Source organism: Priestia sp. HNGD-A6 (assembly GCF_045784335.1).
GTDB classification, from domain to species: Bacteria; Bacillota; Bacilli; order Bacillales; family Bacillaceae_H; genus Priestia; species Priestia zanthoxyli.
This window is the reverse complement of sequence record NZ_CP138621.1, coordinates 3784443-3808638: the sequence shown is the minus strand read 5'-3', so window position 1 is coordinate 3808638 and position 24196 is coordinate 3784443. Positions and strand designations below refer to the sequence as shown.

Here is a 24196-nt window from a genome sequence, read left to right as displayed (position 1 = left end):
CCCTAATCTAATTTCTCGAGCGAATCAAGAAGAGAAGAAAGCTTACTGTTCTTGTGTAAGTCGGCTGCAAGTTCGTCTTTCAGTTGTTGAACAATTGATTGACGCTCTTGAAACCGTTGAAATAACAATAGCTTTTCCTCATATTGTTCAAGCATTTGCTCTGTACGTTTTATATTATCATAAACTGCTTGACGACTCACATCAAATTCTTCCGCTATTTCACCGAGGGAATAATCATCCAAGTAATAAAGTGACATATAACTTCTTTGTTTGGGCGTCAACAGCGCCTGATAGAAGTCAAATAAGTAATTCATTCTTGTTGTTTTCTCGAGCATATGTACGCTCTTTTCAACCATCTGACCGCCCCCTTGTTAAGTGAAAAGCCTTTACATGTTATTAGTTTAACTAGGCGAGGTTTGAATGTCAAGTTTTTTCCTTAACACCTCACATTTTTCCACTTAAAAGAGATGGAAACATAACTAAATTACTTCAATTTAAAGACGACTAAATATGAAACCTGCGTCCACCCTACTAATAAAAAGATCCGAACGATTAATCGTTCGGATCTTCCTTCAACGAAGATACTTTTATCCCAGCCTCTTTTTAGATTACGCCTCTTTTTCTGTTTCTTCTTCTACAGCATTGGCAAATAACCCATAGATATATTGCTCCGTGTCAAACGGCTGAAGGTCGTCTACTTTTTCTCCAAGTCCAACGAATTTAACAGGAAGCTTCAGTTCGTTTCGAATGGCAAGAACAATTCCGCCTTTAGCCGTACCATCTAGTTTTGTTAACACAATTCCAGTCACGTTCGTTGCTTCTGAGAATGTTTTAGCCTGACTTAAAGCGTTTTGACCCGTCGTCGCATCAAGTACGAGAAGCACTTCATGCGGAGCACCAGGAATTTCTCGCTCAATAACACGCTTTACTTTCTCTAATTCTTTCATTAAATTCACTTTGTTTTGAAGGCGACCTGCTGTATCACATAATAAAACATCTGCTTTTCGAGCCTTGGCTGACTGAACAGCGTCATACATGACAGCGGCAGGGTCAGAGCCTGCAGATTGCTTAATAACATCAACACCAACGCGTTCTCCCCATACTTCTAACTGCTCAATCGCACCGGCACGGAACGTATCTCCTGCCGCCATTACGACTTTTTTGCCTTCTTGTTTGAATTTATGTGCAATTTTCCCAATTGTTGTTGTTTTCCCAACGCCGTTTACCCCTACAAACAAAATAACCGTTAAATCATTTTGCTGCATATTTAATTCACCAATCTGCTCTTCACCAGATTCATAAATATCAATTAATTTCTCAGAGATGACAGCCTGTACATCTTGAGGGTCCTTAATATTACGGCGTTTCACTTCCGATTTTAAGTCATCAATTAAATCCAACACGGTAGCCACGCCCACATCAGCGCTAATTAAAATTTCCTCTAATTCCTCAAAAAACTCTTCGTCTACTTGACGATAGCGAGACACTAGATCATTCACACGTTCCGAAAAAGAATTGCGTGTTTTTGATAGTCCATCTTTAAATTTTTGTGTAACAGAATCCGTTTGCATTGTAATTTTTTCTTTTAATTTCTTAAAAAAGCTCATTCGTACCACCCTTTCATTCTATGAGTTAAACATATTGCTTTGATTCTTCTAAACGAACAGAGACTAATTTCGATACGCCAGATTCTTGCATTGTCACACCGTACAGTACGTCAGCTTCTTCCATTGTACCTTTTCGGTGAGTAATAACAATGAACTGTGTTTGATTACTAAATTTGCGTAAATACGTAGCGAAGCGATGAACGTTCGCTTCATCAAGCGCCGCTTCCACTTCATCTAGCACACAAAACGGCACCGGACGTACTTTCAAAATAGAAAACAGGAGGGCAATGGCTGTTAACGAACGCTCGCCGCCTGACAGCAACCCTAGATTCTGCAGTTTTTTCCCAGGAGGCTGGGCAACAATTTCCACCCCTGTATTTAATAAATCTTTCGGATCTGTTAATTTCAAATCCGCTTTTCCTCCTCCGAATAGTGAAGAGAACACTGTACCAAATTCATTGCGGATACGAGAGAACGTATCAGAAAAACGTTTCTTCATTTCCTCGTCCATTTCTTCAATCACTTGATACAGGGTATTTTTCGCTTCGTCGAGGTCAGCTCGCTGCGTATTTAAAAATTCATAGCGCTCTGAAACGCGTTCGTATTGTTCGATAGAACCTAAGTTTACGGTTCCTAATTCATCAATTGCCAGCTTAATGAGCTTGATTTTTTTCCTTGCTTCTTGAATATCTAATGTTAAAGGATACTTTTCTTTTGCTGCTTCAAAGCTAATTTCGTACTCTTCTGTCAGCTGCTGGAGACGGCTGTCTAGCTCTACGTCAATTCGATTGATTTTGACTTCTTCATCTTTTAAAGCATCCGTAATTTGTTTGTACTGACGCTGGAGCTCTTTTACAACCCTTTCTTCGTCTTCAAGCTTATTCTGGGCTTTCAACCGCTCTGATCTGCAGTCATCCATTAATTGCAACGTTTCTGTCTTTTCTTTTATTCGCTCATGCGCCGCTTCTTCGAGCTGAAGTTCACCCGAGTCGTTGCTCGTGATTTCACTCGTTAAAAGAGAAAGATCATCTGTAGCTTCAGACAAACGCTGAATGGTTTGATCAAGCTCAAAGCACACTCTTTCGTATTTTTCTTGCTGATTTGTGAGGAACTGTTCTTTTTTCGCAAGAAGCACTTTTACTTCTGTAAGCTCATGTTGAACCGTTTCTTTAGACGTTTGCTGTGTATGCTTGCGTGCAGCTAACTCTTCAATGTTTTTCTCTAATACATTTGCCTGCTGCTGATTTCCCTGCAAACTCGTATGCAGCTCATCAATTCGAGCGGACAAGCTTGTTTGATCTTGTCTAAAGCTAGCAATATCATGATCATACATGGTTAAGCGGTCATTCACTGCTTTTTCTTCGATGTCAATTTGCTTTACTTCTCGGTCAGATTCCTGCTCTTTGTCTTTCAAGCGTTCCACAAATGCCTGCTGTTTATTAATTTCCTGTTGAAGCTCTTCAATCTGTGACTTTTTATCTTTCACATCTTGCTCGAGCACAAGCGTCTTTTGTTCCATCTCTTCTATTTTTGCCGTAATGGCTTCCACTTCACGCTGACGGCCTAACAAAGAGTTGGACTTTTGCTTCATTGAACCGCCTGTCATCGAACCACCGGGGTTGACCACATCCCCTTTAACGGTCACAAAACGATAGCGATGCTGCACAAGGCGGGCAAGTTCATTCGCGCCTTTTAAATCATTGACAACAATAACGGTTCCAAGCAAATTTTTAATAACTCGGTCGTAGGTAGCTTCGTATTTAACAAGAGATGAAGCGATTCCTACATACGCTTCGTGACTCTCTAGCATAGAAATAGTTTGAGCCGGAACATAACGGTCTTTTACAGACGTCAGTGGTAAAAATGTAGCTCTGCCGTAACCGTTTTGTTTCAAAAAGCCAATTGCCTGACGGGCACTTTGTTCGTCTTGAACGACAATGTGCTGAGCTGCTCCTCCAAGCGCAATTTCAAGCGCTGTTTCATACTCTTTTGGGACATTAATTAGCTCAGCAATGGCACCTTTAATACCTGCAAGCTTCCCATCACGCGCTTTTAATACTTCTTTTACACCGTGAAAATAACCTTCATAGTCTTCTTGCATCTCTTCAAGCATTTCTTTTCGTGATTTTGTCTGTTGCACGTACTGATAAGCTTGATAAAGCGTAGACTCTTGTTTACGATAGGCTTGCCTTAATGACTCAAGCTTCTCTCCTTGCTGCTTATACACTTGTACAGCCTGCTGAAGCTCTTGACGAAACTGAGCGAGCCTTTTAATCGCCGCTTCTTTTCGCTGCGTTAATTCACGGCGCTGTTCGACGTATTGCTCGTTGGATTTTGTTAAGCGCTGCTCTTTTTCAAACGTTTGCATTTTTTGCTGCTCTAAAAATGAAATTTCATTTCGAGCGGATGTTTGAGCGTTCGCTAATTCAAAATATTCGCTTTTCATCTGTTCAAGTTTTTCTTCTAGATTCTCACTGTACTGCCTAAACAACTGTTCCTGCTCAGCAAGCTTCAAACGTATCTCTTGCACTTCTTTTTGAGATTGCTCAAGATCTTTTCCTTCGCTGTCTTTTGCTTTACTTAGCTCTTGATGCTTATGAGTATACTCTTTTACTAAACGTTCCAGCTGCTCTTTATTTTGAAAAGCATTTTTCTTACGCTCTTTTAATACTTCTTTTTTGCCTTCTAGCTTTTCTACTTCTTCACTTACATATAGTAGTTTTTTATGTAAAGAGTCTAGCTGTTCATCGATTTGCTGAATATGCGAACGAAGGGTCTGGATTTCTCCTTCACGCGTGCGAATATTGGTCGCGAGAGATTCTTCAAGCTGCTCGTGCTGAGCCATTTCAGCTTTTAATTTTTCCCATTTCTGATGAAGATCTTCAACTTCAAATACCGTAACAGCCACATCAATGTGCTCTAATTCTTCTTTTTTCTGCAAATAATCTTTTGCAATAGACGATTGAATCTGTAAAGGCTCTAACTGACCTTCAATTTCATGAAGAATATCTACTACTCGATTTAAATTTTCTTGCGTTTCGAGAAGCCGAAGCTCCGCTTTTCGTTTACGCGTTTTGTATTTTAATACACCTGCTGCTTCTTCAAAAATTTTACGGCGCTCGTCAGATTTACTGCTTAGTACTTCTTCTACTTTTCCTTGACTGATAATCGAAAAAGCTTCTCTTCCAAGTCCTGAGTCCATAAATAAATCGACAATATCTTTTAAACGGCACGGCTGGTTGTTAATAAAAAATTCACTGTCTCCTGAGCGGTACACGCGCCTTGTAATACTAACTTCATGATAATCAAGCGGGAGAAACTGGTCATCATTTTCCAAAGTCAGCGTTACGTCAGCCACGTTTACCGCACGGCGTGATTCGCTTCCTGCAAAAATAATGTCCTCCATTTTCCCTCCACGAAGCGATTTGGCTGACTGTTCTCCAAGCACCCAGCGTATAGCATCCGTAATGTTGCTTTTTCCGCTCCCATTCGGTCCTACTACCGCCGTTACACCTGGCACAAAATCTATCGATACTTTTTCTGCAAACGATTTGAACCCTGCAATATCTAATCGTTTGAGGAACATAGAAATCCCCCCTCACACATGTAATCTTTTCATAGCAAATCCCCCTTTATAACGAATGCGTTAAGAGGGGGATCATTTTATTTCGTTTGACTTGCTCTAATTTTCGTAATAGCTACTTGAGCTGCTTTTTGCTCTGCTTCTTTTTTCGAACGGCCTACACCAACGCCGAGCTCTTCACCATTTAACGATACGCGAGATAAGAATTCGCGATTATGCGCTGGACCTTTTTCTTGCAAAACTTTGTATTCTAATTGTCCAACTCCATCACGTTGAATCACTTCTTGAAGCTGGCTTTTGAAATCCATCACATGAGAAAAAGCACCTTCATTAATTTTTGGAAAGACAACTTTTTTTAGAATCGTTACTACCGTATCAAGCCCTTGGTCTAAATAAAGAGCTCCGATAAATGCTTCAAACACATCGGCCAGTAAAGCCGGTCTAGATCGGCCGCCCGTCATCTCTTCACCTTTTCCAAGTAACACTAGTTTACCAAAATCCATTTCATTTGCAAAAGTAACAAGCGACGGTTCACACACAACTGCTGCACGAAGCTTCGTTAACTCACCTTCACTCATCGTTGGATACTTTTTAAATAAAAATTGTGATACGGTTAGCTCTAATACGGCATCTCCTAAAAACTCAAGACGCTCGTTGTCTTCATACGGTCTTCTGCGATGCTCATTCACATAGGATGAATGTGTAAATGCTTGAAAAAGAAGCGCTTCATTTGTAAACTGAATACCAATTTCCTTTTGAAACTCGGCAAAATTTTGCTTGAATTTCACGTTCATCTTTCGATCTCGATTTGAATATTGTTTAGGCATAAAATACCTCCGCTTACCTGCTTCAATTGTTTCGTAGTTTTTCCCTACCATCTCTCATTATAAAACGAGGTATCCTAAAAGATACACTACCTTTTCAAAAAAAGAGGTCTTTTTTTGAAATTCTTAAAAAGAAGAGAAAGCCCCGCTGTTTAACGGGGCTTTTCATACATATACTACAGATTAAATTTGGCTCTGTATGTAATTAACTGCATCTCCTACAGTTGAAATTTTTTCAGCTTCTTCGTCAGAAATTTCGATATCGAATTCCTCTTCAAGCTCCATTACAAATTCAACTACGTCTAGAGAGTCAGCACCTAAGTCTTCTTTGAAACTAGATTCTAGTTTCACTTCACTTTTGTCTACACCAAGACGATCAACAATGATTGTTGTTACGCGTTCTAGTACCTCTGCCATTGTTCTTCACCTCCCCTCAAGTCATTATAGATGATTTCCATCTAAAATACTATGGTTGAATAATAAAGTTTATCGGTCGCCTAGTAAACGTCCCTTTGTACTTTATCACCAAATTGCACTTTTCGTAAAGTGCCTTTTTTACATCACCATTCCGCCGTCAACGTGAATCGTTTGACCGGTAATATAACGGCTTGCATCTGATGCTAAAAACGCAACTGCGTTCGCAACATCCTCAGGCTGGCCAAAACTTGCAAGAGGAATTTGCTTTAACATTTCCGCCTGAACTTCTTCATTCAATTTATCCGTCATGTCTGTTGCAATGAAACCAGGAGCAACTGCATTCACTGTAATATTGCGGCTTGCTAATTCTTTGGCAGTTGTTTTTGTTAAACCAATCACGCCTGATTTTGCTGCTACATAATTTGCTTGTCCAGCATTACCGCTGACGCCGACAATTGATGAAATGTTAATGATGCGTCCTGCGCGCTGCTTCATCATTTGACGAGTAACCGCTTTTGTACACAAAAACACGCCTTTTAAGTTTGTATTAATAACATCATCCCATTCGTCTTCTTTCATACGCATAAGAAGATTATCACGTGTGATGCCCGCGTTGTTTACTAAAATATCTACTGAACCAAATGTAGAAATCGCTTCTTTTATCATTGCTTGTACAGAATCACTTTCTGCCACATTTGCTTGTACAGCAATTGCATCCGTTCCTAGTCCTTTAATTTCATCCACAACTTCAAGAGCTTTCGCTTCGCTTCCAGAATAGTTTACAACTACTTTAGCACCAAGCTTTCCCAGCTCAATTGCAACGGCACGACCAATTCCGCGAGAAGCGCCTGTTACAACTGCAACTTTCCCTTGTAACATGTTATTCTCCCCCTTTTAGTGCGTCAATCGTTGATTTTAATGATGTAAGATCATTAACAGCGTAAACAGCCGCACGGCGATTTACTTTTTTCACAAGACCTGATAATACTTTTCCTGGTCCAATTTCAACAAATGTATCTACACCTTCTGCAAGAAGTGTCTCAACTGTTTCTTCCCATCTCACTGGAGAATACAGTTGTTCCACTAGCTTGTTTTGAATATCTTGACTGTCAGTAACCGGCTTTGCTGTTACGTTTGCTATGACTGGAACTTTCGCATCGCTAAAGCCCACTGTTTCTAGCGTATCACGTAATTTTTCAGCAGCTGGCTTCATTAAACTAGAGTGAAACGGACCGCTTACCACTAGAGGAATCACGCGTTTTGCACCTTTTTCTTTGGCAAGAGCTCCTGCTTTTTCTACGCCATTTACCGTACCTGAAATAACAATTTGACCCGGACAGTTAATATTTGCAAGCTGAACAGCTTCGCCTTCGTTTGTAATTTGAGCGGTAACGGCTTCTAGATCTTCCGCAGACATGCCAAGCACTGCTGCCATTGTACCTTGACCTGCTGGTACAGCTTCGTCCATATAGCGACCTCTTTTGTGAACAGCCACAACAGCATCTCTAAACGATAAAACCTCAGCAGCCACAAGCGCACTGTATTCTCCTAGACTGTGACCCGCAACAAAATCGGGTGTAATTCCGCTCGTTTTAAACGCTTCAAGCAGCATTGTACTCGTTGTTAAAAGAGCAGGTTGAGCGTGATAAGTTAAAGTCAATTCTTCTTGAGGCCCTTCAAAAATAATGTTTGAAAGACTGAACCCTAAAGCTTCGTCAGCTGTATGAATCAGCTTTCTTGCTTCCTCTGTTTCATCATATAAATCTTTTCCCATACCAACAGTTTGTGACCCTTGGCCTGGAAAGATAAAAGCAATTTTCCCCATTTCTTATCTCTCCTTTTCTTCATTAGCAGTTTGTTCGATTGCTTTTTGAATAGTGGAAGACACATTGTTTTCCACCATATTCACTGCTTGCTTAATCGCGCTAAATACTGCATTCGCATCCGACGAACCGTGCGCTTTGATAACAGGCGCATGCAATCCAAACAGCCCTGCTCCTCCATATTCACTGTAATCCATTTTCGCTTTTAAACCCTGCAGCTGAGGCTTGAGTACCGCTGCGGCTAACTTGCTTTTTAACGTGCTCATTAATTCTTGTTTAATCATTGAAAACAAGGAAAGCGCCGTTCCCTCAATGCTCTTAAGAGTCATATTTCCTGTAAAACCATCTGTTACAACCACATCGGCTACGCCGTTTAGCAAATCACGAGATTCCACGTTGCCTACAAAATTGAGATCAGCGTTTTTTAGTAGCTGAAAAGCTTGTTTGGTTAAGTCATTTCCTTTTTTATCTTCAGTTCCAATGTTCAACAGTCCCACTCTAGGAGCTTGAATGCCGCGTACTTTTTCGGCATACACCGACCCCATCACAGCGTACTGGAGCAAATGTTCAGGCTTGGCATCAACGTTTGCACCAACGTCTAGCATTAAAAAGCCTTTTCCATCTAGTGTCGGAAGCGTCGGAGCAAGTGCTGGACGTTCAATGCCTTTGATGCGACCTACAATAAAAAGTCCCGCTGTCATTAACGCACCTGTGTTTCCTGCTGAAATACAAGCATCAGCACGACCTTCGGCTACTTCATTTGCCATTAATACCATAGATGCTTGTTTTTTACGGCGCACAGCTCGCACTGGCTCATCAGTTGCATCAATGGTTTCTTCTGTATGAATAATCGAAATACGATCTGGATTCGTTAAATGCTTTTTTATTTCTGATTCGTTTCCAATTAACGTAATATGTAATTCTTTAAATTGAGCAGTAGCTTTTTCTACACCTTCAATAATGGCTTTCGGTGCATGATCTCCGCCCATTGCATCAATAGCTAGTTTCATGTTGCGTCTCATCCTTTTTATTATTTATCCTTTGTAGAACGATACATTTTAAAAGTGCCAGAGAACACTTGCTCTTGCCCTACATAGCTGTTTACCTCAACGGTGGTTCGCACTTCACTAGTTGACAGAACTTTCGCTTTTGCTATCACTCGTTCATGAAGCTTAACAGGGCGATGATAACGGATCGACGCATCTGCTGTGAGCGCTAGTTCGTTGTTAATAACAGCGACAGCTAACGAATTAGCCTGCGCAAAAAGGTGGTGACCACGAGCGATTTGATTACGCTGAAACACATGCTCTGTTTTCACATCAAAAATAGATATCGCTGATTGATCTAGTTCAATGTCGATAACTTCTCCAATGACTTCTTCAATCGGAAGCGAACGCACTTCCTCGTCTAGTTGTTTTGAAGCTACATGCTTAATACGTTCTCGCAGTTCAGGAATCGACAACTCTAGGCGGTCTAATCGAATTGTTTGAACGCTCACTGAAAAACGGTCTGCTAGTTCTTCATCCGTAATAAATGGGTTTTCTTCAATTGTCGTTTTTAATAGCTGCTGTCTTTCTTTTTTACTGCGCTTCATTGTCCACCATCCGAACTTTTAATACTAGGTACTAATAGCAGTATATAATCATTGCCTTCTAATTGCAACATTTTTCACATGCTATATTCTGTGCATCACACTATGGATATTCATGACTATTAACAGCCGCTAAAAGTATCTACATACATGAAACCGACGTTCACCCTACCAATGAAAAAATCCGAACGAGTTGGATTCTTCATCAAGAATCTCGATTCATCGTTCGGATTTCCCTTCAACTAAACTACTTTCAGCCTCTTTTACTAATCAAATTTTTCTCCAGTTAATACGCCCGTTGCTTCTAATTGTATTCTCAGCAGCGCAAACTGCTCTTCTGTCCAAAAACTGTCGGAATTTACAAGCTTAGCAGCATCTTCTCGAGCTACTTCAAGCGCACGGTAATCGTGCACCATGTCTGCTACTTTAAACTCAGGCATCCCGCTTTGTTTTCTACCAAAGAAATCACCAGGCCCACGAAGCTCTAAGTCTCTTTCTGATAATACAAATCCATCGTTTGTTTCCGTCATAATGGTCATTCGTTCTTTTCCAACTTCTGATTTCGGATCCGCGAGTAGAATACAATATGACTGTGCATCTCCTCGTCCTACGCGTCCTCTTAGCTGATGAAGCTGAGATAACCCAAAGCGCTCTGCATCATAAATGACCATTACGGTTGCATTCGGAACGTTCACTCCTACTTCTACAACCGTTGTTGATACTAAAATCTGCACGTCATTTACGCTAAACTGTTTCATCACTTCTTCTTTTTCATCAGGTGACAATCTTCCGTGCATGAGACCAACGCTTGCTTTTCCATTAAAATAGTGAGTGAGTGTTGCATGCACATCAATTGCATTTTGAACATCCAGCTTGTCCGATTCTTCAATCAACGGACAAATAACATAAGCTTGTCTGCCATCGTGTATTTCTTTTTCAACGAAATGTAAAATACGTTCAAGCATATCATGTTTTACCCAGTACGTTTCAATAGCCTTACGTCCTGCTGGCATTTCATCAATAATGGACACATCCATTTCTCCAAACACCGTAATAGCAAGGGTTCTTGGAATAGGAGTCGCCGTCATAAACAGTACATCCGGACTTTCTCCTTTTTCACGTAAAACCCGGCGCTGTCCAACTCCAAAGCGGTGCTGTTCATCCGTAATGACGAGCCCTAAACTATTATATATAACTTCGTCTTGAATTAAGGCATGTGTACCTACTAATACATGAACATCTCCGTCGCTCACTCGCTGAAGCAGCTCTCTTCTTGCTTTTCCTTTAACAGACCCTGTTAGCAAGCCTACGCTGATGCCTACCTTTTCAAGCATCGCAGTTAATGACTCTGCATGCTGTTCAGCTAAAATTTCAGTCGGTACCATTAAAGCACCTTGATGTCCCGCTAAAACAGTGGCGTATAAAGCAACCGCTGCTACGACTGTTTTACCTGACCCTACATCACCTTGCAGCAAGCGATTCATGCGATAAGGCGATTTCATATCGTGCGTAATTTCGTTTACTACACGTTTTTGAGCGCTTGTTAACGGAAACGGCAGCAAGTTCGTGAAGTTTACCAGCTCAGTTGAATCAAATGCTTGCTTCATTCCAGGCGTTTCTTCTCTTTCGCGCTTTCTCAGCGCCTGCATTTTTAATTGAAAAAGCAGAAATTCTTCATAGACAAATCGACGTCTCGCTTGTTTTAAATCTTCATGATCACGAGGTAAGTGAATACTTCTAACCGCTTCTTCACGCGTTACTAGTTTGTACCTAGAACGAATAGAGGCCGGGAGCATATCCTGAATGCTGCTGCCATAATTCTTCAACGCAAGAGAGACGAACTTCCGCATTCCTTTGACCGTTAAGCTGCCTTTAACTGAGTAAACAGGCTCAATCGTTTGATTTTTAACAAACGGAGAAAATTGAAGCTCCTGCAAGTTAATCGTTTGCCGATGCTGATCCCATTTCCCTGTAACCGTAACAGTTTGATCGATTTCTAACTTTGATTTATAGTAAGGGCGATTAAAACAAGTAACCGTAATCAAATAGCGGTTTACTAGCAGCCGAAACGTAAGGCGCGAACGTTTTTTGCCGTAATACGTAAGCGAGGGGACGCTGTGAACCTTTCCTTCTACGGTGACCTTTTCGTCGTGCTTTGCTTCAGCCAAATCTTTTAACTCATAATCTTCATAGCGGTATGGGAAATGTTCTAACAAGTCATGCACACTGTGAATATGCATATCCTCTAATGCTTGTGCTGTTTCATCTCCAATACCTTTAATGGTTTTAATTGAAATAGTTGTTAGTTCATTCACTTTTATTTAATGCAATACCAAAGATCTTCGCTTCAAGCTCGCGACCTGTTGGTGTTGCCGCTAAGCCTCCTTGTGCAGTTTCTCGTAATGCAACCGGCATTGTTTGACCAATTTTATACATAGCATCAATGACTTCATCACATGGAATACGACTTGTAATGCCTGCTAAGGCCATATCTGCTGCAATCATTGCATTCGCCGCTCCCATTGCGTTTCGTTTCACACATGGAACTTCTACTAGCCCCGCTACTGGGTCACATACTAATCCTAGCATATTTTTGAGAGTAATTGCCATTGCTTCAGCTGCCTGACTAGGTGTACCTCCTGCCATTTCAACGATCGCTGCAGCTGCCATACCTGAAGCTGAACCAACTTCTGCTTGACATCCGCCTGCTGCTCCTGAAATAGACGCATTATTGGCTACAACAAACCCAAAAGCACCTGATGTAAATAAAAATTCAATCATTTCTTTACGAGTGGGATTTAGCTTATGTTGCACTGCAAACAGCGTTCCTGGCACTACCCCTGCAGATCCAGCAGTAGGCGTTGCACAGATTGTACCCATTGCCGCATTTACTTCGTTTGTCGCTACAGCTTTGCTAACTGCATCTAAAATTAAATTTCCAGATAAAGATTTTCCGCTTTGAATATAGTTTTGAAGCAGCACTGCATCCCCGCCTGTTAAACCTGTAACAGACTGTACCCCTTTTAAACCGCGTTCAACCGCTTCTTCCATAACCGTTAAGTTCCGGTCCATTTTTTCCATGATTTCTTCACGAGTAACTCCCGTGATATCTATTTCCTGTTGAATCATAATCTCTGCAATTTTTACATTTTGACTTTCTGCTAATTCTACTAGTTCTGCTACATTTCGAAACATAGTAACCTCCGCTATTATTCTGTCTTATTTTCACTTTAGAACCATATATAATTATTCGATTTATTCTCCCAGGCCTTTCCTATTCAACCATTCTTGTTACTTGAATAATGTGAGGCAATGTTTTTAACTCTTCAATTACATCATCTTCAATATTCGTATCCATTTCAATTGCCATAAGCGCTACTTCGCCGCGCTCTTTGCGAGATACTTCCATATGTCCGATATTAATTGAATGTTTCATCAAAATATTTGTAACGGTCGCAATGGCACCAAATCGATCATTATGCACAACGAGAATAGCTGGATTCATGCCTGATAAATTTAATTCAAATCCGTTAAGTTCCGTAATTTGAATTTTTCCTCCGCCAATTGAAATTCCAACAACTTCAATTTCCTTTAATCCGTCGCTCATTTTGATGCGAGCAGTATTCGGATGGTCTGTGATTGCCGCTTCCTCAACAAATGTGACGTCAATTCCTTCTTTTTTAGCCAAGTCCAAAGACTCCGGAATACGCTGATCGAATGTATCAAAATCTAAAATACCGCCAATCAACGCTACGTCTGTTCCGTGCCCTTTATACGTTTGAGCAAAAGAACCGTACAATGAAACCACAACTTTTGTGGGCTGCTTACCAAAGAGTGTTCGGGCAACGCGTCCAATACGCGCTGCACCAGCCGTATGTGAACTAGATGGTCCAATCATTACCGGACCAATAATATCGAAGACAGATTTATATTTCATAAGGATTTTCCCCCTGCTATTTAGACATTGTTATTACTTATATGTTACTTGAGCTTTTGACTTTTTGGAAGCTTTGTTTCACGCTCTTAAAAAATTTAAAAATTCTCATTTTTATTAGAGATTCACGCACAAAAAAAGCGGTGTATTTATCCATAAAAATAGGATAAGCACACCGCTTTTTTTGCTATGTTATGCAGGAAAAGATGAATTACTTACGCTGCTTCTTGCTCTGAAGCTACATCGTCTACTGTTTTAATTTTAAAGTTTTTAAAAACAACTGAACCTATAAACCCAGCTAATGCTCCCGCTAGTGCACAAAGTACTGCACAAATTGTGACCTTCATAGGGTCATTAAACCCAAACATCACTGCAAGTCCTGCGATTGGCGTTGCCGTGCCTGCAGCATCATTTACTAATCCGAACAGAGCCACAACTACACCCGCTAGTGCCCCTCCAACAAAGTTGGTAATGTAAATAGGAATTGGATTGGCTGAAATAATATTCGCTTGTGTTAAAGGTTCAACTGCAACTGAAATGGTTGTACGACGATCCCCAATTTTTAATCGATCAAACAGCACATAGTTCATGAAAGAAGAACCAAACACAGCAAGAGCTCCAATCGCCATAGGCAATCCCGTTAACCCTAGCATAGCCGTTAAAGCCATTGAGCTAAGCGGAGCCGTTGCTACTACTGTAATAACTCCCCCTAAAATAATTCCCATCAAAATAGGGCTAGCACTTGTTGTATCTTTAATAATTCCTCCAATATTTAAAAGCGTCGCATCTACAATAGGTGAGAATGCATTACCAATTAATCTTGTTAAAGGTGCTGCAATTAAGATATTGCCTAATAAGTCTAGACCAGCAGGTGCCTTTTTCTCAATAAATTTCACTACAAATGCCATGAGGTATCCCGCAAAAAATCCAGGGAGCAAGCCTAGTCCCGAACACACCACGCCCATCATAAGAGCATATACAGGAGATACTCCTAACGCCAAAGCAACTAGTGCTGCCGCCGCAACTCCTCCCATTCCTCCTGCAGCCTTTCCAACTTCACCTAAGAATGAAATACCTAGTAAATCTCCTCCTACATATGACTGAAAGGCCTCTACGAGAAACGCAGCCACCGCTCCGCTTGCCAGAGCCCCCATCGCTTTCATGCCATAAGGTGCCTTGTTGCTAAACAACCAAAATAAAAATAAAACTAATAACAATAAACCTGTTCCTTTTAAAATATCCACTGTTGCCTCTCCTCTCATGCTGTTTTCTTTCACATTTGACTCAATCAGTTTTCAAAACTACCATACAAACGGGTTCTTTTCAACTAATATACCTAATATGCCGAACGATTACAACATGTAAAAATAAAATAGTTCGTATTTAACTTAAAAAACACAAAAAAGAAGCGCCCCTTGAGAGGAGTGCTTCTTTTTTTGTTATTCAATTGCAAAAATGTAAGAATATAAAGGTTGATCTCCTTTATGAAGCTCTACCTCAACTTCTTCAAACGTTTCTTCTACAAACGATGTTAGCGCTTCAGCTTCATCGTCTGAGACATCCTCTCCTTGAAGAATCGTAAGGATTTCCGCTTCGTCATCAATCATATAAGTCAATAGCTTTTTCGCTGCTTCTAATTTCTCTGAATCTTTTACGACGATTTTCTTTTCGGCAATACCCATAAAATCGCCTTTAGCTAATTCAAGACCATCAATATTTGTATCGCGAACTGCATACGTTACTTGCCCTGTTTTTACGTGCTGCAGAGCTTCTGTCATTGCTTCCTCGTTTTCTTTTAAGCTTTGCTGAGGATTAAATGATAGCAGCGCTGTCATTCCTTGAGGAACCGTTTTAGACGGGACAACCGAAACGTGACTGCCCGCAACAGCAGCCGCTTGGTTAGCAGCCATTACAATATTTCCGTTATTAGGTAAAATAAGTACCTGTTCTGCATTTGTTTCTTCAATCGCTTTGACAATATCCTCCGTACTTGGATTCATTGTTTGTCCGCCTTCAATGACAACCGTTGCCCCAAGGCTCTTGAACAATTCAGCTATTCCTTTTCCCATTGATACAGTAACAATGCCAAAGGGCTGTTTTTCAGCCTTTTTTACTGCAGGCTTTTCTTCATCTGAAACAATGCTGCTATGCTGTTCTCTCATGTTTTCAATCTTCATTTTAATTAAACTTCCATATTGCTGCCCGTAGTTTAACACTTCTCCAGGATGCTCGGCGTGAATATGAACTTTCACAATTTCATCATCAGATACTACAAGCAACGAGTCGCCCCATTTACTTAAATCTTGGCGAAACGTTTCTTCAGAAAATGTTTTAGCTGCGGGCTTATCCTCTTCCAGCCTTACCATAAATTCTGTACAATAGCCAAATTCAATATCTTCTGTATTCATATGGCTTTGCACATGCTTATGATGCTCAGCATTTACAAGTTCATTCATCGAAGGAGCTGACATGGGTACACCCGGAAGTTTTTCACCTTTTAATTCAGCTAAAAACCCTTCATAAATTAAAACAAGCCCTTGACCTCCGCTATCCACTACGCCTACTTCTTTTAACACGGGTAAAAGATCTGGCGTGCGATTTAACGAAGCATTAGCTTCCTTAAGTACTTCTTCCATGAACAGAATCATATCAGATTGCTTTTTAGCAACAGCCACTGCTTTTTTAGCAGTATCCTTAGCTACTGTTAAAATGGTTCCTTCGATTGGTTTCATAACAGCTTTATAAGCAGTTTCTACACCAAGCTCAAGAGCTTCAGCAAACTCAACTGTTGTAATCGCTGACTTTTGCTCAACCGATTTCGCAAAACCGCGGAATAATTGAGATAAAATAACTCCTGAATTACCGCGCGCACCCATCAATAAGCCCTTAGACAAAGCTTGACTCACTTGACCGATGTGATCAGATAGTTTATTTTTCACTTCTTTAGCACCAGACGTAATCGATAAGTTCATATTTGTTCCAGTATCACCATCTGGTACAGGAAAAACGTTCAGCGCATCCACGTAATCTGCATTGTTAGATAGATGCTGGGCTCCTTGAAGCACCATTTCTCTAAACCGCTTTCCGTCCAACCTTGTCATTGACACGAATCTTCCTCCTTAATTAAACGTTCGTTACACGAACACCCTGCACATAAATATTTACTGAATCAACCGTTAGACCAACCGTTTGTTCCAGCGTGTATTTTACTTTTGTTTGCACATTATGAGCAATTTCAGAAATTTTTGTTCCATAGCTTACGATAATGTACATGTCGATATGTACGTCATCCTCTTCTTGTCTTACCACAATACCTCGTGTAAAGTTTTCTTTGCGAAGAATTTCTGTAAGACCATCTTTAAGCTGATTTTTTGAAGCCATTCCGACAATCCCGTAACAATCAACAGCTGCTCCTCCAGCAATTGTTGCAATTACATCTGTAGAAATATCAATTTGACCATACTTCGTTTTCATTTCGATGGACATACTCGTTCCCCTTTCTACTTTCATAGGTTATAAATATTCTACTATAATCAATCTCGTTTTAAAAGAGGCGTCCAGCTTGTCCCTTTTAAAGATGACAGTATTGGGTATCAACTTGTCTTAAAATAAGTAATTGCCCAAGTTATACCTATTTCTACTCTCTATATTATTGAACATAGATTCATTTTATATGTCAAGGAAAATTTCTTGAAAGCTTTTCTCCAGAACTATTGCATTCTCTTTAAGGCTGTGATAAATTAATATAGTATTTCTCAAAACAGAATTGAGTAGTTTTTTTGGTGTTAGGAGGGAAAATCATGGCACGCAAATGTGTAGTAACTGGTAGAAAAGCTCGTTCAGGTAACGCACGTTCTCACGCAATGAACGCTACTAAGCGTAAATGGGGTGCTAACGTTCAAAAAGTACGTATCTTAGTGAACGGTAAACCAAAACGTGTGTACGTTTCAGCTAGAGCCCTTAAGTCTGGTAAAGTTCAACGCGTTTAATCTTTATAATGAAAAAGCACCATATTTTATGGTGCTTCTTTTATTATTCCGGCGTTGTTAATCTTTTTTAAACGAATTAAGCATGACCTTTACGATCCCACCTAAAAACTTTGGAAGTTTGATTGTATAGAATTTCATACTGTCCCTCCTAACCGTCTCCACACTTTATCTCCTTTTAAAGAAAGCCCTATGTCCTGCTCTCATTTTCCATACTTCATCACAAGCAACGTTTATCATTGCTTCTTACCATCATTAATATGCCTTTTGTAAATGAAAAAGTACCTCTTTGTTGAATAAGTTCATTGCTAATACATAAAGTTGAGCCGAGTTCTACTTCATGCTTATTGAGCGGATATTTGAAACCTTCTAGCGTAAGCTCTTTTACACCGCCTGCAAAAGGAACGAATGAAATATAGTGAAACTCCTTTAAACGATCAACATGATAAGTGCCTGGTTCAAACAATTGAATGATATTTTGATTGTCAATCATTTGTACATTCGCTTTCTTTTTTAAGCCTTTGTACAGGAGCTGAACGCTTCCAAACATGTGGTCAAGTCTTCCACCTGTTGCTCCAAAGATACAAATACTGTCCGGTTTTTGCTCTATTGCCCACTCAAAAGCAAGTTCCAAATCAGTTGCATCTTTTTCCGCAGGATATAATTCAACATCTTGTAATGCTTCTCTCACTCGCTTAAGCTGCGCATTTGTAATGGAATCAAAATCTCCGAATGCTTTCACGGGCAAAATGTCTTGTTGAAGAAGCAGGAATACGCCCCGGTCTACTCCTACCCACTTTACATCATTTGATTGGTGCAGGAGTGGCATATGTTCATCCGGTCCCCCTGCTAGAATATGAATTTTCATTATGTATATGCTCCTTTTCTATTAAAAAATGAACGAAATAAATATGTTTTCTTTATCCTAAAAGAAAAAGCTGCTGTGTACAAGTTCTACCCGTTGTACACAGCAGCTTTTATTACTTACGCTTGAACAGTTGTGCGAATTTGGCTGATTGCGCCAGCTCGATCTTCTTGATTATAAATAGCTGAGCCAGCCACTAAGACATTTGCTCCTGCTTCTACACATTTTCTTGCTGTTTCTTCATTAATTCCTCCATCAACCTCTACTTCAATAGAAAGGTGACGGATTTCAATAAGCTGAGAGATTTGCTCAATTTTCGGCAGTACACTTGGAATGAAGTTTTGTCCTCCAAAGCCTGGGTTCACCGTCATTAATAAAATAAGATCGATATCTTCTAAGATATGCTTTACCACGTCAATTGGCGTTGCAGGATTTAAAGCAACGCCTGCTTTCATGCCGTGCTCTTTGATTAATTGAATGGTGCGGTGCAAATGAGTACACGCTTCAGCATGTACCGTTAAAATATCAGCACCTGCCTTTGCAAACATTGGAACGTATTGATCTGGGTTTTCAATCATTAAATGCACATCTAATGGCAGTGTTGTGACAGGGCGTACAGCCTCAACGATAAGCGGTCCAATTGTAATATTAGGAACAAAATGGCCATCCATAACGTCTATATGGATGTAGTCTGCTCCACCTGCTTCAACTTCACGAATTTCTTCAGCAAGCTTTGAAAAATTGGCAGATAAAATGGAAGGTGCGATTTTTGTCATTTTTAATACCTCGGCTTTCTTTGCTTAATTTCCTCAACAAATTGCAAGTAATGTTCGTAGCGATAACTCGGAATTTTTTTTTGTTCGTATGCTTCTTTCACCGCACATTTTGGTTCTTTCACATGCAAACAACCTCGAAATTTACACTGTTCACTCAAACGCGACATTTCAGGAAAACAATCGGTCAACTCTTCTACTTCTAACGTTAAAAATTCCAGTGAGCTAAAGCCTGGCGTATCGGCTACTAAACCTTCACCAAACGAAATCAGTTCTACATGACGTGTTGTATGCTTTCCTCTTCCAAGTGACATTGAAATATCATTTGTCTTTAACTCAAGCTCTGGTTTAAGCGTATTTAGCAATGAAGATTTACCTACACCTGACTGTCCAGCAATAACCGTTACGCGATCTTCAAATAACGGCTGAATTTGTTCCATGCCTTTTTCTGTGACTGTCGACGTTAAAATGACCTCATATCCTATTTTACGATATTCTTCGGCATATTGCTCGATTTCTTGCTTTTGCTGCTGTGATAAAAGATCTACTTTTGAAATACAAATAATAGGTTCAATATGATTAGACTCCACTAACACTAAAAATCGGTCAAGAAGCATTGTACTAAAATCAGGTTCAATCGCTGAAAAAACAAGCAGCGCCTGATCAACATTTGAAATTGGGGGACGAACTAATTCATTTTTACGTTCTTTAATTTCAAGTATATATCCTTCAAGCTTATTTTCCGCCTGAAATACTACATTGTCACCGACTAAAGGCGTTACCTTCTTTTTACGAAAAACACCTCGTCCTCGACATTGCGTTACTTGTCCGTCATGAAGAACATAATAAAATCCGCTAAGGGATTTAATAATTCTTCCTTCTGGCATAACCTCACTCCTATCACTCTGGATATTCAACGTCTTTTTCTTCAATAACTTCCCCGTCTCGGACAATTTTATAAGACGCTTTTTCATTTTCATCAACTAAAACATCGAATGATTCTTTTGTTGTTTCAGTAATCGTTAGTTCTTTAGCAGGAACCGACATATCGTTATCTGCATCTTCGATATAAATTTGTACTTTTTGCGGCTTTGGCTTTTCCTCTTCTGTTTCAGTGGCATCGCCTGTTTCCGTTGCGTCGCCTTGTTCCGTGCTTGCTTCGGTGTCAGCCTCTTCTTTATACGGAATAGTCACATCCACTGACACCGTTTGAGGAGCTTTTGGCTCTTTGCCCATTGAGACCGTAATGCTGAGCTTATCACCTTGCTCGATACTCTGCTCCGCTGCAGGCTTTTGAGACATCACAAGACCTTTTTCAACGGTGTCGGAATACGCGGTTTTCACGTCCACTTCGATATCTTCATCTGATGCATAATCTTTTACGCTTTTTTCCGTCCAGCCCGAGAAATCCTTTAATGTAATCTTCGGCGGACCTTTACTTACCCATAGCGTAACCGTTGTATCTTCCGGCACGACTTGTTCGGTTTCTTTAGGCGTCTGATCTGTAATATTGCCTTTTGGCTCTGTGCTTTCAACTTCGATGGATTGGATATCTTTATAATTCTGCTTTTCTAACAGACTCTTTACTTCCGTAAAGCTTCTTCCAATGTACCGGTTAAATGCTTCTTTTTTCTTTCCTGTACTTCGATAAATAATGACGTTAGATCCTTCTTTGATCACGTCTCCCGCTTCTGGCATCGTTTTAACCACGTCGCCTTCTTCCACTTCATTATCGGATATATCTTTAGGATTCTTCACTTTAAAGCCTAAAGAAACTAAATCGGTTACTGCTGATTCATAATCTTGATTATGTAAATCAGGAACCTTTACGTCTTTTGGCAGTAATAAAGCCGGAATAAATGTAACGGCGGCTACGCTAGCAGCTGCCAGCAGCAAAAAAATTAAAACAAGCGTTACAATCAGCTTGCTTTTGCCTTTTTTCTTTTTCTTCTTTTTTTTCTTAGGCTTTAATTCTTCTTCTTCTTGTTCTTCACGCTCTAAGTGAGGTGGTTTTCTCACAGGTACGTGCGTTTCTTCAGATTCAACAAAATCCTCCTTAATAACTGGAATGGCTTTTGTCACTTCATCATCATCAGGCACCGTAAACCTTTGTTCATTATAACGATTTGGATGAACAGCAGACTGTAAATCCGCTTCGAGTTCTTCGACGGAACTGTATCGGTAAAATGGATCTTTAGTTGTTGCTTTTAATACAACATTCTCCACGCTTTGAGGGATAGATGGATTCCACCTTTTTGGAGAAGGTGTTTCTGTCTGTAAATGTTTTAATGCAATTGACACAGCCGATTCCCCAGAAAAAGGGACTCGACCCGTTAGCAATTCAAATAGGACGATGCCAAGCGAATAAATATCAGAACGCTTATTCGCAAGCCCTCCCCTTGCCTGTTCAGGAGATAAATAATGAACAGAGCCCAAAACAGAATTAGTATGCGTAATGGTTGTAGAACTTAGTGCTACGGCAATGCCGAAGTCAGTAACTTTAATGGTATCATCATGATCAATTAAAATATTTTGAGGCTTAATATCCCGGTGAATAATTCCGTACTGATGAGCATGGGCAATAGCTGATGTAATCTGCGTCATAATATGTATGGCTTTATCAAGAGATAATGGTGATTCTTGCAGAATGTATTGCTTTAATGTCATACCCGGTACATATTCCATGATGATATAGTAAATATCTTCTTCTTCTCCAACATCATAAATGCTGACAATATTAGGATGAGCAATACTCGTAGCAGATTGTGCTTCTCGATGGAAACGCTTTATAAACGCATCGTCACTTGCAAAGTCTAAGCGAAGCACTTTAATTGCCACATCACGATCCAAAATCATGTCGCGACCTAAATAGACGTTTGCCATTCCGCCTCCACCAATTACTTGCAATACCTTATAACGGTCGTTTAGCCGTCTACCTATTAGCAACACTCTCACCCACTTTCAGATGTAAAGTCCACAATTGCAAGTGTAATATTGTCTTCTCCACCAAGCTCATTTGCTAATTGAATCAGGCTCGTACCCTTTTCGTGAAGTGATGAACTTGTTGATAACGTGTCGTTCAGCTTTTGTTCCGTTACCTTATTTGTCAGTCCATCTGAACATAATAATAATCGATCTTCTTTTTCCACTTCAATTGTTTTTACATCTAAACTAACATTTTCTTCGGTACCTAGTGCTCGCAATAAGATATTTTTTCTCGGATGATGCTCAGCATCTTCTTTTGTGATTTGACCATTTTTTACGAGTTCATTCACAAGAGAATGATCTTCTGTTACTTGTTGAAATCCATATTCATTGGAAATATAGCACCTGCTGTCTCCTATATTCCCAATCGCACAAAACGTATCGGCGCATAAAGCAAGTACAACTGTCGTACCCATGCCTTTACACTCTTCATGCTCCTGAGCATACTGATAAATATCTTGATTAATTTGTGAAACATGCGTACGAATCCACTGGGTCGCCTCATCAGGAGACGTTACTTTGTCCGCTTCTTCCCACGCTATTTGCAATTTTTGAACCGCCATCTCACTGGCGATGTCGCCAGCTCGATGACCTCCCATACCATCAGCTACAATTGCAAGCAGCTGATTGTGTTGGTTCAAAAATACCCCTCCGTTATCTTCATTGTGTTGTCTAACTCTCCCTCGGTCTGTCATGAAGACAGTTGCCATACAATCACCTCGTCTCTTCTTTACGCTCCTTCGCACGTAATTGGCCACAAGCTGCATCGATATCATGACCTTGCTCACGTCGAATAGTCACGTTAACGCCACGCTTTTTAAGCGTACGTTCAAATGCAAAAATCTGTTCACGCGGTGTACGAACATAATCACGCTCAGGCACATAGTTTACCGGAATCAAGTTCACGTGACATTTAACGTCTTTAATCAAATCCGCTAATTCCTCCGCATGCTCTACTTGATCGTTTACTCCTCCGAATAGACCATACTCAAAGCTAATACGTCTTCCCGTTTTATCCGTATAATATTTAATGGCTTCCATCAAATCAGGAAGTTTATACGCACGGTTAATCGGCATTAAGCGTGAGCGGATGTCATTGTTTGGAGCGTGAAGTGAAATCGCAAAATTGATTTGCATTTTTTCATCAGCAAACTTATAGATTTTTGGAATGATTCCACTTGTCGATACTGTGATATGACGTGCACCAATATTTAATCCATCATCACTGTTAATTGTTTTTAAGAAGCGCATCATTTCATCATAGTTATCAAATGGCTCCCCAATACCCATAATTACGACAGAGCTCACGCGTTCTCCTTGTTCATCTAGCGCTTTTTGCACTTTTACTACTTGCGCTACGATTTCTCCAGCTTCTAAGTTACGCTTTAAACCTCCAAGAGTAGACGCACAGAACGTACAGCCGATGCGACAGCCAACTTGAGTTGTTACGCAGACAGAATTTCCGTATTCATGACGCATAAGCACCGTTTCAATCGTATAACCGTCATGGAGTTCGAATAAAAACTTCATCGTGCCGTCTCCAGACGTTTGCTGAACAACTGTTTTTAATGTCGTTAATGCAAATTTGTCTTTTAGTTGTTCACGTAATCCTTTAGATAAGTTCGACATATCGTCAAAGTCCGTTACGCGTTTAACATATAACCAGTCAAAAATTTGTTTAGCACGGAACTTTTTATCCCCGTGTTCCACTAACCAATTTTCTAGGTCGTGCATTTCTAATGAATAAATAGATGGTTTTTGCGTTTTTTCTTCTGCTTTTGCTTTTCTTTTAGCTACTTCTTCCATTT

General features: G+C 40.2%; 23 protein-coding genes. 1 reads left to right on the top strand and 22 read right to left on the bottom strand.

The window, feature by feature from the left end:
- Positions 1-2 precede the first annotated feature (2 nt).
- The 15 genes from SCI76_RS19465 to SCI76_RS19395 all read right to left on the bottom strand — a co-directional run bounded on the left by SCI76_RS19465 (position 3) and on the right by SCI76_RS19395 (position 17265).
- On the bottom strand, positions 3-335 hold the full coding sequence (locus tag SCI76_RS19465) for a putative DNA-binding protein (RefSeq protein WP_025750337.1): 333 nt from the start codon (positions 333-335) through the stop codon (positions 3-5).
- 273 nt (positions 336-608) lie between these two features.
- On the bottom strand, positions 609-1607 hold the full coding sequence (gene ftsY / locus SCI76_RS19460) for a signal recognition particle-docking protein FtsY (RefSeq protein ID WP_013058902.1): 999 nt from the start codon (positions 1605-1607) through the stop codon (positions 609-611).
- A gap of 25 nt (positions 1608-1632) precedes the next feature.
- Positions 1633-5193 carry a chromosome segregation protein SMC gene (smc, locus tag SCI76_RS19455; protein WP_221832072.1) on the bottom strand — a complete coding sequence of 1187 codons (3561 nt, stop codon included), beginning with the start codon at positions 5191-5193 and terminating at the stop codon, positions 1633-1635.
- 77 nt (positions 5194-5270) lie between these two features.
- Complete coding sequence (rnc, locus tag SCI76_RS19450) at positions 5271-6017, bottom strand: ribonuclease III (protein ID WP_013058904.1); 747 nt, start codon at positions 6015-6017, stop codon at positions 5271-5273.
- A 180-nt stretch (positions 6018-6197) separates the two neighbouring features.
- Positions 6198-6431: an acyl carrier protein gene (acpP, locus tag SCI76_RS19445; protein WP_013058905.1), complete on the bottom strand. Its 234-nt coding sequence runs from the start codon at positions 6429-6431 to the stop codon at positions 6198-6200.
- 138 nt (positions 6432-6569) lie between these two features.
- Positions 6570-7310, bottom strand: a complete 741-nt coding sequence (fabG, locus tag SCI76_RS19440) for a 3-oxoacyl-[acyl-carrier-protein] reductase (protein ID WP_013058906.1) — start codon at positions 7308-7310, stop codon at positions 6570-6572.
- A 1-nt stretch (position 7311) separates the two neighbouring features.
- Positions 7312-8256, bottom strand: coding sequence for an ACP S-malonyltransferase (fabD, locus tag SCI76_RS19435; protein WP_048019842.1), 945 nt, complete (start codon positions 8254-8256; stop codon positions 7312-7314).
- A 3-nt stretch (positions 8257-8259) separates the two neighbouring features.
- On the bottom strand, positions 8260-9264 hold the full coding sequence (plsX, locus tag SCI76_RS19430; protein WP_048019841.1) for a phosphate acyltransferase PlsX: 1005 nt from the start codon (positions 9262-9264) through the stop codon (positions 8260-8262).
- 20 nt (positions 9265-9284) lie between these two features.
- Positions 9285-9848 carry a transcription factor FapR gene (gene fapR, locus SCI76_RS19425; protein WP_013058909.1) on the bottom strand — a complete coding sequence of 188 codons (564 nt, stop codon included), beginning with the start codon at positions 9846-9848 and terminating at the stop codon, positions 9285-9287.
- A gap of 263 nt (positions 9849-10111) precedes the next feature.
- The gene (recG, locus tag SCI76_RS19420; RefSeq protein ID WP_048019840.1) at positions 10112-12160 is read right to left on the bottom strand and encodes an ATP-dependent DNA helicase RecG; all 2049 of its coding nucleotides are present in this window, start codon (positions 12158-12160) and stop codon (positions 10112-10114) included.
- A complete protein-coding gene (gene sdaAA / locus SCI76_RS19415; RefSeq protein ID WP_013084817.1) occupies positions 12153-13040 on the bottom strand; it encodes an L-serine ammonia-lyase, iron-sulfur-dependent, subunit alpha in 888 nt (295 codons plus the stop codon). Before sdaAA ends, recG begins: the two co-directional genes overlap by 8 nt.
- Before the next feature lie 79 nt (positions 13041-13119).
- The gene (gene sdaAB, locus SCI76_RS19410) at positions 13120-13782 is read right to left on the bottom strand and encodes an L-serine ammonia-lyase, iron-sulfur-dependent subunit beta (protein ID WP_028411448.1); all 663 of its coding nucleotides are present in this window, start codon (positions 13780-13782) and stop codon (positions 13120-13122) included.
- 212 nt (positions 13783-13994) lie between these two features.
- Positions 13995-15023: a PTS sugar transporter subunit IIC gene (locus SCI76_RS19405; RefSeq protein ID WP_016765419.1), complete on the bottom strand. Its 1029-nt coding sequence runs from the start codon at positions 15021-15023 to the stop codon at positions 13995-13997.
- Positions 15024-15218: 195 nt separating this feature from the next.
- Positions 15219-16886 (bottom strand): DAK2 domain-containing protein, encoded by a 1668-nt coding sequence (locus SCI76_RS19400; RefSeq protein ID WP_048407589.1) that lies wholly within the window; start codon positions 16884-16886, stop codon positions 15219-15221.
- Between the two features lie 16 nt (positions 16887-16902).
- Positions 16903-17265 carry an Asp23/Gls24 family envelope stress response protein gene (locus SCI76_RS19395; RefSeq protein WP_013058913.1) on the bottom strand — a complete coding sequence of 121 codons (363 nt, stop codon included), beginning with the start codon at positions 17263-17265 and terminating at the stop codon, positions 16903-16905.
- A 314-nt stretch (positions 17266-17579) separates the two neighbouring features.
- Between SCI76_RS19395 and rpmB the strand changes: the two genes are divergently transcribed.
- Positions 17580-17768, top strand: a complete 189-nt coding sequence (gene rpmB, locus SCI76_RS19390; RefSeq protein ID WP_013058914.1) for a 50S ribosomal protein L28 — start codon at positions 17580-17582, stop codon at positions 17766-17768.
- 57 nt (positions 17769-17825) lie between these two features.
- Here the strand turns inward: rpmB and spoVM are convergent, their stop codons facing one another.
- From spoVM to rlmN, 7 genes are all read right to left on the bottom strand, one after another.
- On the bottom strand, positions 17826-17906 hold the full coding sequence (gene spoVM, locus SCI76_RS19385) for a stage V sporulation protein SpoVM (RefSeq protein ID WP_016765421.1): 81 nt from the start codon (positions 17904-17906) through the stop codon (positions 17826-17828).
- Between the two features lie 79 nt (positions 17907-17985).
- Positions 17986-18633, bottom strand: coding sequence for a thiamine diphosphokinase (locus SCI76_RS19380; protein WP_048019838.1), 648 nt, complete (start codon positions 18631-18633; stop codon positions 17986-17988).
- 116 nt (positions 18634-18749) lie between these two features.
- Positions 18750-19406: a ribulose-phosphate 3-epimerase gene (gene rpe, locus SCI76_RS19375; protein WP_013058916.1), complete on the bottom strand. Its 657-nt coding sequence runs from the start codon at positions 19404-19406 to the stop codon at positions 18750-18752.
- Between the two features lie 2 nt (positions 19407-19408).
- On the bottom strand, positions 19409-20290 hold the full coding sequence (gene rsgA, locus SCI76_RS19370) for a ribosome small subunit-dependent GTPase A (RefSeq protein WP_048019837.1): 882 nt from the start codon (positions 20288-20290) through the stop codon (positions 19409-19411).
- Positions 20291-20303: 13 nt separating this feature from the next.
- Positions 20304-22349, bottom strand: a complete 2046-nt coding sequence (gene pknB / locus SCI76_RS19365; RefSeq protein ID WP_328175234.1) for a Stk1 family PASTA domain-containing Ser/Thr kinase — start codon at positions 22347-22349, stop codon at positions 20304-20306.
- A 5-nt stretch (positions 22350-22354) separates the two neighbouring features.
- Positions 22355-23098 (bottom strand): Stp1/IreP family PP2C-type Ser/Thr phosphatase, encoded by a 744-nt coding sequence (locus tag SCI76_RS19360; protein WP_048019836.1) that lies wholly within the window; start codon positions 23096-23098, stop codon positions 22355-22357.
- 4 nt (positions 23099-23102) lie between these two features.
- Entirely contained in the window at positions 23103-24194 is a 1092-nt protein-coding gene (gene rlmN, locus SCI76_RS19355) for a 23S rRNA (adenine(2503)-C(2))-methyltransferase RlmN (protein ID WP_028411453.1), read from the bottom strand.
- Positions 24195-24196: the final 2 nt, after the last annotated feature.

What these genes read in the sequence shown, in the direction of transcription:
- rpe (WP_013058916.1), bottom strand. Translation starts at nt 19,406, where the DNA reads ATGACAAAAATCGCACCTTCCATTTTATCTGCCAATTTTTCAAAGCTT.
- rpmB (WP_013058914.1), top strand. Translation starts at nt 17,580, where the DNA reads ATGGCACGCAAATGTGTAGTAACTGGTAGAAAAGCTCGTTCAGGTAAC.
- SCI76_RS19380 (WP_048019838.1), bottom strand. Translation starts at nt 18,633, where the DNA reads ATGAAAATTCATATTCTAGCAGGGGGACCGGATGAACATATGCCACTC.
- SCI76_RS19465 (WP_025750337.1), bottom strand. Translation starts at nt 335, where the DNA reads ATGCTCGAGAAAACAACAAGAATGAATTACTTATTTGACTTCTATCAG.
- rlmN (WP_028411453.1), bottom strand. Translation starts at nt 24,194, where the DNA reads ATGGAAGAAGTAGCTAAAAGAAAAGCAAAAGCAGAAGAAAAAACGCAA.
- fabG (WP_013058906.1), bottom strand. Translation starts at nt 7,310, where the DNA reads ATGTTACAAGGGAAAGTTGCAGTTGTAACAGGCGCTTCTCGCGGAATT.
- sdaAA (WP_013084817.1), bottom strand. Translation starts at nt 13,040, where the DNA reads ATGTTTCGAAATGTAGCAGAACTAGTAGAATTAGCAGAAAGTCAAAAT.
- ftsY (WP_013058902.1), bottom strand. Translation starts at nt 1,607, where the DNA reads ATGAGCTTTTTTAAGAAATTAAAAGAAAAAATTACAATGCAAACGGAT.
- SCI76_RS19360 (WP_048019836.1), bottom strand. Translation starts at nt 23,098, where the DNA reads ATGGCAACTGTCTTCATGACAGACCGAGGGAGAGTTAGACAACACAAT.
- rsgA (WP_048019837.1), bottom strand. Translation starts at nt 20,290, where the DNA reads ATGCCAGAAGGAAGAATTATTAAATCCCTTAGCGGATTTTATTATGTT.
- spoVM (WP_016765421.1), bottom strand. Translation starts at nt 17,906, where the DNA reads ATGAAATTCTATACAATCAAACTTCCAAAGTTTTTAGGTGGGATCGTA.
- acpP (WP_013058905.1), bottom strand. Translation starts at nt 6,431, where the DNA reads ATGGCAGAGGTACTAGAACGCGTAACAACAATCATTGTTGATCGTCTT.
- fapR (WP_013058909.1), bottom strand. Translation starts at nt 9,848, where the DNA reads ATGAAGCGCAGTAAAAAAGAAAGACAGCAGCTATTAAAAACGACAATT.
- sdaAB (WP_028411448.1), bottom strand. Translation starts at nt 13,782, where the DNA reads ATGAAATATAAATCTGTCTTCGATATTATTGGTCCGGTAATGATTGGA.
- smc (WP_221832072.1), bottom strand. Translation starts at nt 5,193, where the DNA reads ATGTTCCTCAAACGATTAGATATTGCAGGGTTCAAATCGTTTGCAGAA.
- fabD (WP_048019842.1), bottom strand. Translation starts at nt 8,256, where the DNA reads ATGGGGAAAATTGCTTTTATCTTTCCAGGCCAAGGGTCACAAACTGTT.
- rnc (WP_013058904.1), bottom strand. Translation starts at nt 6,017, where the DNA reads ATGCCTAAACAATATTCAAATCGAGATCGAAAGATGAACGTGAAATTC.
- SCI76_RS19395 (WP_013058913.1), bottom strand. Translation starts at nt 17,265, where the DNA reads ATGTCCATCGAAATGAAAACGAAGTATGGTCAAATTGATATTTCTACA.
- plsX (WP_048019841.1), bottom strand. Translation starts at nt 9,264, where the DNA reads ATGAAACTAGCTATTGATGCAATGGGCGGAGATCATGCACCGAAAGCC.